General features: G+C 68.7%; 8 protein-coding genes. 3 read left to right on the top strand and 5 right to left on the bottom strand.

Going from position 1 to position 10248, the window contains the following annotated elements; genetic code table 11:
* Positions 1 to 160: 160 nt before the first annotated feature.
* From OG430_RS47355 to OG430_RS47335, 5 genes are all read right to left on the bottom strand, one after another.
* Positions 161 to 874, bottom strand: a complete 714-nt coding sequence (locus OG430_RS47355; protein ID WP_327350282.1) for a helix-turn-helix domain containing protein — start codon at positions 872 to 874, stop codon at positions 161 to 163.
* On the bottom strand, positions 874 to 3006 hold the full coding sequence (locus OG430_RS47350; RefSeq protein WP_327350283.1) for a coiled-coil domain-containing protein: 2133 nt from the start codon (positions 3004 to 3006) through the stop codon (positions 874 to 876). Before OG430_RS47350 ends, OG430_RS47355 begins: the two co-directional genes overlap by 1 nt.
* 27 nt (positions 3007 to 3033) lie before the next feature.
* On the bottom strand, positions 3034 to 3630 hold the full coding sequence (locus OG430_RS47345) for a helix-turn-helix domain-containing protein (RefSeq protein WP_327350284.1): 597 nt from the start codon (positions 3628 to 3630) through the stop codon (positions 3034 to 3036).
* A 170-nt stretch (positions 3631 to 3800) separates the two neighbouring features.
* Positions 3801 to 4031 (bottom strand): hypothetical protein, encoded by a 231-nt coding sequence (locus OG430_RS47340; RefSeq protein ID WP_327350285.1) that lies wholly within the window; start codon positions 4029 to 4031, stop codon positions 3801 to 3803.
* Between the two features lie 148 nt (positions 4032 to 4179).
* A complete protein-coding gene (locus tag OG430_RS47335) occupies positions 4180 to 5664 on the bottom strand; it encodes a transcriptional regulator (RefSeq protein WP_327350286.1) in 1485 nt (494 codons plus the stop codon).
* A gap of 500 nt (positions 5665 to 6164) precedes the next feature.
* Between OG430_RS47335 and OG430_RS47330 the strand changes: the two genes are divergently transcribed.
* Genes OG430_RS47330 through OG430_RS47320 form a run of 3 tightly spaced genes read left to right on the top strand, consistent with a single transcriptional unit; the run spans position 6165 to position 10122 of the window.
* Positions 6165 to 6977, top strand: a complete 813-nt coding sequence (locus tag OG430_RS47330) for a TnsA-like heteromeric transposase endonuclease subunit (RefSeq protein WP_327350287.1) — start codon at positions 6165 to 6167, stop codon at positions 6975 to 6977.
* Positions 6974 to 9097 carry a transposase gene (locus tag OG430_RS47325; protein ID WP_327350288.1) on the top strand — a complete coding sequence of 708 codons (2124 nt, stop codon included), beginning with the start codon at positions 6974 to 6976 and terminating at the stop codon, positions 9095 to 9097. Before OG430_RS47330 ends, OG430_RS47325 begins: the two co-directional genes overlap by 4 nt.
* On the top strand, positions 9085 to 10122 hold the full coding sequence (locus OG430_RS47320; protein ID WP_327350289.1) for an ATP-binding protein: 1038 nt from the start codon (positions 9085 to 9087) through the stop codon (positions 10120 to 10122). Before OG430_RS47325 ends, OG430_RS47320 begins: the two co-directional genes overlap by 13 nt.
* The last annotated feature ends 126 nt before the right edge of the window (positions 10123 to 10248 follow it).

Raw genomic sequence — 10248 nt, 5'->3', positions numbered from 1 at the left:
GTATTCGGCCAGATTGATGCGAGCAACAGCCAGCGACTAAAGCCGCCAGCCCGGAAGAGGTTCCCCAGTCAGGGAATTCGATATTTCGTTCGAGTATTTGACGGGGTGGCCCGCGAATTCACTCGGCACGGACGCAAGTCACCATTCCGGCTTGGCCAGTTCAGCGCGGGCGCCAGGTGCGGACTTCGAGGTGGGTGATGTGAGCGTGGGGGTGGATGCGGCTCGTTTCAACCAGCCACTGGTGCACGGCGGCAGTGACGTCTCCGCCTGCGGCATCAACGCGGCGGGCGAAGTCGGCGGCGTCGAATCCGCCGGTTGCCGCTGATCCGTAGGAGCGTTCCTCGGTGTGGTCGGCGCGTTGGATGACGTCGCGGCGGATGCCGGGTGAGTCGGTGCGGCTGCCGGAGGGGTGCAGGTAGCCGGTCTTGCCCAGGCGCACGGTGAAAGCCAAGCGCAGGCCTTGGCGGGCGGCTTCGGCGATCAGAGGGCGCAGGCGGGCGGAGCCGGAGGCGATCGCCTGAGCGCCGACGCGACCGGTGCCGGTGCCGGTGGGGGTGATCAGGACGGCCTTGTGGCGGACACGGGCCTGGGTGCCGGAGCGGGTGGTTCGGCGGGTGATGTGGCGGGCAGCCAGGGCTGCGAGTTCGGGCACCTCGATGATCCCTGCGGTGGTGACGGCGTCAAGGACTTCGCGCAGGGCGGTGACGAAGGCTGCGCCTTTGTTCTTGGTGTAGAACTGCGAGACCAGGGAGGCGTCGCGGTTGATGATGCGGGCGATGTCGCGTCGGTTGTAGCCGACGGCCTGGAGTCGGTCGGCGAGCTGGGCGGCCTCGTTCAACTGCCCCGGGGCGGGCGGGGTGGTGCGGCGGGGCATCAGGTCCCCTGACTGGTGGAGGCCAGGGCGGCGCGTCCGGCATCGCGCAGGGCCAGGAGGTCTTCTTCGGTGGTGGGGGCGGGGATGGGTCCGGTGAGGTGGCCCTTGTAGAGGTAGTCGCCGGGCTGTTGGTGGCAGGGCCAGGTCTGGGGCTGGGTGAGGTAGAGGGCGTCGGTGCGGAAGGCGATGACGCTGCCGGGTTGGGTGTGCAGGGCGCCGGCGTAGGTGTCGTCCTCGCGGTGGCGCTGGGTGAGCAGGGCGGCGCGGGCGGCGGACCAGATGGCGGCGGCCCATTCGGGGTGGGCGTTGGGGTCGCGGGTGAAGCCGGTGGGCCGCTGCCAGGTGATCAACTCGTTGTCGAAGCCGATGATTTCGGCGTCTGCGGGCACGTCGCGTTCGAGGTGGCGGGGGGTGGTGCCGGTGACCATGCGGGGGCGCTGGGCGAAGGAGCCGATGCCGTACAGGAGGATGGCGCGCACCGCGCGGGCGGCGAGGTGGGCGGCAGTGGCCTGCTGCGGGTCGCCGTGGATGCGGGACTGGGCGGTGAGGTTGGTCCAGGCTTCTTTGAGTTTCTTGGACCAGTCGTCCAGGGGTTTGCCGTCGTCGAACAGGATGCCCTCGAGGATGTCGACCTTCCACGGGGTGAGGGGGTTGGCCAGGGCGGTGTGGATTTCGGGGCCGCCGGCCCAGGTGGTGAAGGTGGTGCCCGGCGTCGCCGGGTAGTGCCAGGCGCGCTCGCCGGGGGCGGGGGCGGGCAGGAGGCCGACGTGGTTCCAGGTGTCGGGGACGGTGACCCGTACGTGCCAGTGGCCGCAGCCGAAGAGCGCCTTGGTCTGTTCCTTCTCGCTGAGGGCGGCGAAGGCGGCGGCGGTGATGCGGCGCGGCGTGCCGACAGGGGATTTCCAGGTGTGCTTGGCGTAGGCGAAGGTGCGGTCGTACTCGACGAGTTGGGGAAGTTGTTCCGGGACGCGGGGCGGGGTGATCAGTTCGGTGCGGCCCTGGCCGGCGGTGGCGTGCAGCAGGCCGCGCAGTTCCTCGGAGAGCACCGGGTAGCCCTCGGCGTGCTGTCCGCGGGCGGGGATGGTGCGGGTCCACAGGTCGCGGCCGGTCTGGGAGGGCGAGCCCATGATGACGGCGTCGTCGAAGTGCTGGCGCAGTGCCTTCCACAGCAGCACGAAGGCGTCGCGGACGGTGGCGGGGTCGGCGCCGTCGGCGTCGAACCACTCCCCCACCGAGCGGATCTCCACATGCGCGTGGCCGTCGTTGCTCTGGTAGCGGCCGACGGGGTTGCGGGGGTGGACGAAGTGTCCGGCCATCTTGTCCTTGCCGCGGCCGGTGTCAGTACGCCAGCCCTCGGCAGGGGCGTTCAGCCAGGCGGCGACCGCATCGCGCAGATAGGGGTAGCGCTCCGCGTCGTGATGCCAGGGGTCCCCGGCGGTGATGTAGATGCGCTCCACCCCGTCGGGGACGGTGTGGGCGACGGCAGTGAGGATCTCGCCGACCGCTCCGGTCTTCAACTCCAGGCGGGTGCGCTGGTTGCGGTGGACCAGGACGCCGGTGGTGGTGTCCAGGAAGACGGTGGAGCGGGCCTGCTGGGTGAAGTTGGGGCGCTGCGAGACGAGGTTCGCGGTATGCGTGAACCAGCCGTCCCCCGCCGCTCCTTCGGCAATGGACGGCAAGGTCCGCGGCGCGCCGAGGGCCGCCGGTGGCACCAGGTCCTGCACCGCGGCAGCGGCGGGCGGTGCCGGCGGACTGGCCGCCTGATGGGGCACTGCGTCCGGGGTGTCCTCGACCGGTGAGGCAGACGGCACGGCCGCTGCGTCGCTTCCGTCGCTGCCCGAGGCGGCTGGGGCTGCCACAGGAGACTGGGCAGTTGCCGAGGCGGGCGCCTGATCGGCGGGGGCGGTGAGGGAAGCGGGGGCCAGAGCGGGAGCGAGAGCGACGACCTCGGCCAGACTCAGCCCGGCGGCGGGCGCGATCCGCTCGGCCTTCGCCTTCTCATACCCGGCCAGCGCCGTGATCTGCTTGTCCCGCGCAGCCTCCAGCTTGGCCAGGGCGGCCTGGGCCTTCTTGATGTCGTCGCGCACCGCACGCAGGTCGGCGAGAGCGGCGGTGTAGCTCTGTGCGTCCATCACGACTTCCTTGAGCCTTGGGGTGCTTCAGCCGGTGGGGCGGGTGGTGACGTAGGCGATCGGACCGCCGGCGTGGGAGGGCAGGCGGGTGCCCAGCAGCAGGCGCGCGAGTTGCCGGTCGGCCGGGGTGGTTCCGGTCAATTCCATGGCCGGGGCGGCGAGATCGGTGACGTAGCCGGCCAGCCGCGCCTTCGGGAAGGCGTGGCGGCCGTGTTCGTTCTTCTCCCACGTCTCCAGGCCGGTGAGTACGGCGACCACGTAGCCGGACACGGTTACCGGCAGCACTCCCCCGGCCGCGACACTCGGCGCGTCACAACGCCACCAGCCGCGCAACGCCCGAAGGAGATCATCCGGCCCCAGGGCCGTGGAAAAGCCGATCCACCGGCGGTCGTCCTCGTCGACCTGCTGGGCGGCATCGACGCGCAGTACCGCGACCTCGGGGGCCTTCAGCCGCTCCAGCGGGGCGAGCTGACGTGCCGTAAGGGCCTGGACAGTCGCGAGCGGAACCATCACGCGCACGCCACGCCGCGACAGACCCAGCAGCAGTCCGGCATGGACCAGGCGGCGGAAGGTCGTGACGGCACAGCCGAGTTCCTGCGCAGCCTGCCCCGTGGTCAACAGCACCCCCACCCCCCTCCCTTGCATGCCAAATTAGATATCTGATTAGGCATGCACATTAGCGGGAGGCTGATGGAGAGTCAAAAGCCCAGCTGCCGTGTTGCTGGAGCTCCAACACGGCAGAGCCGTGAAGTGGCCACGCTGTCGAGGTCGTGCCCCTTGTCGTGCTGTCAGCATCAGTCGCGCAGCGCCCTGGGGAGATCCTCCAGGGCCGAGGAGAAGGCGGCCCACTGGCGGTCACCCTCGTCTACCTGTCGGGCGGCATCGACGCGCAGGACCGCGGTCTCACCTGCGCCGAAATGGCGCAGGGGGGTGTGGGGGGCGGCGAGGCCTCGGACCATGGCCAGCGAGATCACGACACAGACGCCGCACTGGGACAGCCTGGCGAACAGTCCGACATAAACCAAGCGCCGCAGGGGCGTTGGCACAGCCCAATTCCTTGGCTGCCTATCCTGTGGTCAGCCCCCCTCGACTCACATCAGATATCTGATCGGGCATTGCCGCAGGAGGTGGTGACAGGGCGTCAAGGACGGCGGGGCTGCCGGGGCCAGCTGCTCATTTTGCCTGCTGACAACCGGGACACAGGTTGTCGTCGTTGAGCTCGTACGGCACATCGGATGGAGCGAGGTGCACCGTCCTGCAACCGGTGCACAAGTCTCCGCCGCAGGTGCGGCAGCCTACGTACCGCCCGCCTGCATACTCATAGCGTCGCTTTTCGACGCACGGATCGATGCACAACATGTGCTTTCCTTGTTCGCTCGCTGCAGAGGTCGCGTGGGGTTGGTAGGTGCTGTTCAGCGTGACCTTGCCCAGGTCTGTGCCCTCCTCGAAGACGTGCCGCCAGTCTCCTTGGAGGTGAAGTTCGCCGGTGTCGCGCACCCGCGCCAAGGTCAGACCTGCCTTGTAGGCCTTGTAGGCCTTCATCCATAGGGTGGCGTATGCCTGTGAGTGGATGATGTGCGTCCAGTCGGGGCGGCGCAGTGTCGTGTTGTGGGCCAACTCCCCCATGGCCGCGACGAACTTGGTGTGCATGGCCGTCACGTACGCCAATGTGACGTGATCGTCCTCTTCGAGGGCTTGGGTTCTGGCGTCCCGCAGCGTGGTCCGGAATCTTTCGAGCAGATTCTCGGTGGACCCGGATGTATAGGCCTCATGGATGGTTGGCGGGGCGCACAAGTCCAGGCGCATCAGGCGCAGCAGCAGCCGCAGGGTTGGTTCGGTGATCCATACGGGGCCGGGTTCATGGCGGGTGCCCAAGGGGTTGGGCAGGTAGGTGTCGTGCTCCCAGGTTGCGGGCGTGATGCGGTAGATGCCGGAGCGTTTCGGATCATGGTGTGGGGCGGTGGGTTTGAGCTGGCCGATGGGCAGGTGGGTCTTGAGGGCGGACAGGCGGGCGCCGCTGATGTTGAGGGTGGCGACAGTTCCGGGTGTCTGCGTGAGGTGGGGGTGCTGCCAGTCGACGCGGGCCTCCCAGATCAGGTCGGGTGCGCCCGGGGGCGACGTACGGAGCATGTCGGGCAGGGGAGGGTCTCGGACGATGTCGCACCTGCCGCCCTCTCGGCAGGTCTCGAACAGCCGCATGGCATCAGAGGCAGCGCCGGCCACGAGGGCTTCCGTGGCTTTGGGCCCGTCACCATGTGCGGCGAGCGCCGCCTTGACAGTCTCGGCGATCGGGCCCTGGACGGTTGTGGAGGGGCGCAGCGCGCCGCGGCGCGGGGCTGGAATGCGCTGGCCCGCTGCCGCTTTGCTCTGCCCGACGGGTGAGGCCGCGCCGAGTGGATGAGTAGGAGCGGTTGCCGCCACGAGTTCGGCAACGGTCTGCGCTCGGATGAGGAAGTAGGCGTAGGTGGTGCGGGCCTGCCCTTCGGGTTCGGTGGTGCCGCTCTCCCACGCGATCAGGGTGGCTGGGTCGGTCTCAAGTACCCGGGCTACCTGGCCGGGGGTGAGGCGGAGGTCAGAACGGACGTGAGCACGTCTGTGCGGTGGGGGAAGCGGGATGGCTGTGGCCAGGAGGGCATCGATCGCCGAGAAAGTGTCCATCAGTTTCCCTTCCGGGTGTCGCGGTACGGAGGGCCGGTGCCGATGCCGCGAGGGGCACCGTGGCGCGCGACGTCCTCCCCGAACTCGTCCGCCGTGCCCTCTCCCCTGGTCGGCAGGCGACGCTGGTGCGGATCCATCGCTGCGCTGCGCAGCATGCCCGATCAGATCGGGCGGCAGGACAGGCGAGCGAACGATTCTTTTCGCCGGTACGACCATCTGACCTGCACGAATATCCGTGTGCGGATCTTCGCCGAAACACCCGTGCGAGTGGCGCGAAGGATCCGCCTTGATTGCGCTCGCTCGTTCGAGCTGTTCGAGGCCAGAAGTCTTTCCGCGAGGGGCAACGTCCACCACAGTGATCGTCCTCAGGTCCGCTCAGGTGTACGGCAGATGAGGCTTCGCGCTGCTATCGAGCCGTCTGACCAGCGCAGAGCGGTCTGACGCGCGGTGGGGCAGCAGCTCCGGCCGGTCACTCACTCCGAAGAAGGTGTGGTCTCTTCATGTCTGGAATGTTGGTGGGGGAGCACGGGCAGCAGCCGGAAGCGGTGCACGCCGCATCTTCGCTGCGTCCCTCTCGGGTTGACCTCGCGCTGATGGAGGCGCGGTTTGTGGATGCATCCGGTGTCCAGCGGGTGATGCCCTGGCTCCAGGCCGGCGGCGAGTTGGCGCTGGAGGAGTGTCGCCCGGTGCGGGATTTCCCGGTGTTGCGGGGGCGGCGGATCGCGCCGGGATGGTGGTGGGCGGCGACGTCCGGGCAGATGGTGCAGTACGGGTTCGGGGCGATGCGTACCCAGGTGATGATGCTCGATCGCGACCCTCAGGTGGTCGCTCTGGCCTGCCGGCCGGTAGAGCTGCTGTGGCGGGGCAGGGGCGGGAAGGTCGTGTCGCACGCCCCGCATCTGATGGCGCGCCTCGCGGATGGCAGTGGGCTCCTGATGGACTGCGCCAGCCGGTCCGGGGCCGGTCGGCGTCTAGCCCGGCGGGCCGTGCAGGTGGAGACCGCGGTCGGTGTGGTCGGCTGGCACTACCGGCTGGTCGGGCCGCCGGCGCCGACTGTGGAGGCCAATGTGCGCTGGCTCGCCGACTACCGGCATCCGCGGTGTGCGGGCGGGCTGTTGGCGCATGTTGTCGAGCGCTTCCAACATCCCACACCGCTGGTCGAGGGAGTACGTGCGCTGGGTGATCCGATCGCGGTGTGGCCGGCGGTGTTTCATGCCCTGTGGAGCGGACTGCTGCGTGCACCGCTGGAGGTGCCACTGCACGAGCGGGTCGTCGCCGTGGCGTCTTCTACCTCGGCGAAGGAGCACCGGTGAACCGGCTGGCGCCAGGCATCGGCGCTGCTGTGCGCTATGACGGCCGTGAGTGGACCGTTGCTGGGATCGAGGCGAGCCTGGCCCCCGAGGCGCGGGTCTGGCTCAGCGAGACCCAGGAGGCTGGTGGGCTGGCGGTGTTCGGCCTGGCTGCGCTGCTGGGCGATCCCTCCTTCGGGGTGGTCGGCGGTCCACCCCGCCTTCGCGTGCCCCAGACGGGCCTGCTGGCAGCCGTGCCCGAAGGCCAGCAGCAGCGTGCCTACGCCATCGAACGGCACGTCCGTGAGGTGGAGACCGGTTACCCCACACCGAACCCGCAAGGCCCGGCGAAGCCTCAGTACGACCTGGCGGCCACGACACTGGAACAACGGGAACACGCCAAGGCCGACGAACTGACCGCACAGGGCTGGGAGAACGTCAGCCGTGCCACGGTCCGCAGGTGGCGTGCCCGCTACGGTGCGGGCGGGGTGTGGGCCCTGGTGCCCAAGCGCCGCAGCGCAGCGCCACCCAGCCAGGCCGATGCTCAGGTGCTCGAGGCGGTACGCACGCTGCTGGGCAAGGAGGCGCTGCGCTCCCGGTCTCGGGGCTGGAAGAAGCGGATGCGCCGTGAGGTGCAGTGGCAACTGGATGCGCAGCATGGCCCGGGCGCGGTGGAAGTCCCGCCCCAGTCCACGTTCAACAGGCTCCTGGACAGCGTGGAGGCGGCGCTGGGCCTGGAGGGCACGGTGGCACAGCGGCGTGCCCGGGCCGCACGCCCGAAACCGCCGTTCACACCTACGGTGGCGCTGCGGCCCGGTGAGCTGGTGATGACAGACAGCACCCCGCTGGATGTCTTGTGTGTGCTGGACGACGGAGTGGTGGCGCGGCCGGAGCTGACCACGGCCCTGGACGTGGCGATCCGCGGCCTGTGGGGCATTCTGCGGCCGCCGGGAACCAAACTGACCGATGTGGCGGTCTTGCTGGCGCAGATGATGACGCCGATGACCATGCGGCCCGGCTGGCCCGCCACGCTGTCGATGGCCTCCTCGGTCATCCCCCACGAGCGGCTGCTGAGTCTGGACGAACGGCTCAAGGACGCCGCTGCACGCCCGGTCATCATGCCCAAGACGGTAGTGGTGGACCAGGGCAAGGTGTTCATCTCTCCCGCCACGCTGGCAGCGTGCGAAAGTCTGGGGATCTCTGTGCAACCCGTGCCGCCGGCCAACGGGCCGGCCAAGGGCAATGAGGAACGCACCTTCGGCTCGATCAACTCCCTGTTCTGCCAGTGGCTGCCGGGCCACACCGGATCGAATGTGTCCGAGCGGGGCACCGCGGTGGAGCAGGAACCGCTGTGGACACTGCACGAGTTGCAGGACCTGTTCAACGAATTCCTCGTGCACTGGCACCACCGTCCGCATGAGGGCCTTCGCCATCCGATGATGCCGAAGAAGCCCCTCACTCCGAACCAGATGTGGGCGGCGTTGCTGCCGGTGGCCGGGTATGTGCCCGTCCCACTAGGCTCAGAGGACTACGTGGAACTGCTGCCGGTGCGCTGGCAGCCGGTCACCGATGCTGGAATCCGGTTCGACTACCGCACCTACGACGCCCCGTGTCTGCACGACGGCCACGGGACGGTGTCGAAGAAAGACGGCCTGTGGGAGGTGCACCACAACCCCTACGACCCGTCCCGGATCTGGGTTCGGCTGGACGACGGGTTCCGCGAAGTGCCCTGGATTCACGCCACTTCGGTGAGTCTTCCCTTCACCCATCACATCTGGCAGCACATCTGCGCGACCGTCCAGCGGACCGCCTCGCGCGAGGAGCACGAGGGGCAACTCGCCCTGGCACTGGACGATTTCCTCAAGCGGGCCTCCGGAAAGGGCGGGCTGTCGCGGACGGAGCGGCGGGTGATGGCCACATCCCGCGCCTGCGGCGCGGTCCCCGTACCGGCGAGCGAACTCGACGTACTGAGCACCCCCACCCTGTCGTTCGGGTTGGCCGGTGTGTACGCCGCACCGGAAATCGACGAAGAGATCATCCCCGACGAGGACGACGAAGGCCCCTCCCCCGTCGGCAGCCCGGTCGCCGACGGGTCCCTGCTCCTTACCGACACCGACCCGCAGGAGAACCCATGGCTGCCGTAGTCGGCTTCGCGGACGATGGCGGCTTCGCCGACAAGGAGCTGCTCGCCCTCAGCCCAATCACCAACTGCACTCTGTGGCAGGCATATACGGGCCAGGCCCGACGGCCGGCCCCGCCGGTGCACGACCTCTCCTGGAACCGCAAGGCGCTACTGGAGTACCACTCCGAGTTCGTGATGCTGAAGACCGGCTCCATGGAACAGGCCCTGCAGCAGTTGAAGCTGCTACTCCTGCTCAACAACCGTCAGCAGGGCACGGCACGGCGCGGACTGATCATTTCTGGGCCCCCCGGGGCCGGAAAGTCCACGACGCTGATGGAACTGGGCCGGGAATTCGAACGCAACGAGCGGCGCCGCAGCCCCGGCCGCACGAACTATCTGCCCGTGGTCTTCGCAGCCATCCCGCCCTCGTACACGCCTAAGGGCCTGGTCATGCAGTTCGCTCGTTTTCTTGGCATTCCTCTCCACAGCCGGATGACGGAGACCGTCATCACCGATGCCGTTTGCCACGTCCTGTACGAACGGCGCACTCGGCTGGTGTTCATCGACGACGTGCACCTGCTCAACACCCGGACACAGCCTGGCGCCGATACCTCCGACCAGCTCAAAACCCTCGCCGAACGCGTGCCAGCGACGTTCGTACTGGCCGGCGTCGACGTGGAGAGATCTCCCCTGCTGACCGGGCCCCGCGGTGCACAACTGGCCGCCCGCTTCAAGATGCTGCGCACTCCCCCGCTGATGAACGGCACCGCCGAACAGAAAGCAATGTGGCGCAAGCTGCTGGGCGACATGGAGCTGGCATTGCGGCTGAGCCGACACCGGCCCGGGACACTCGTGCGCCACGCCGACTACATCCACCTGCGCACCCAGGGAGTGATGGCCAGCCTCTCCGCTCTCATCCGAGAAGCCGCAATCAGCTCCCTCGAGGACGGCAGCCACGCCATCACCAAGAAGCTGCTGTCCCAGGTGGTGCTCGACATCCAGGCCACGAACGCGCAACGCGCCGCCCCCGGGCGGAAAACCGCCTGACCCCTATCGGGAAAGGCCTGCCCCAGCCAGCCGCAACGACAACACCAGGCCCGCCCAAGGGTCCCGGTAGGGCGCGACATGCCCGACGCCCTGTTCCCTACTCACCCTCACGCCGATGACTCGGAT

Source organism: Streptomyces sp. NBC_01304 (assembly GCF_035975855.1).
Lineage (GTDB): Bacteria > Actinomycetota > Actinomycetes > Streptomycetales > Streptomycetaceae > Streptomyces.
The sequence above is the reverse complement of the archived record's forward strand: the minus strand, read 5'-3'. Positions and strand labels throughout refer to the sequence as shown.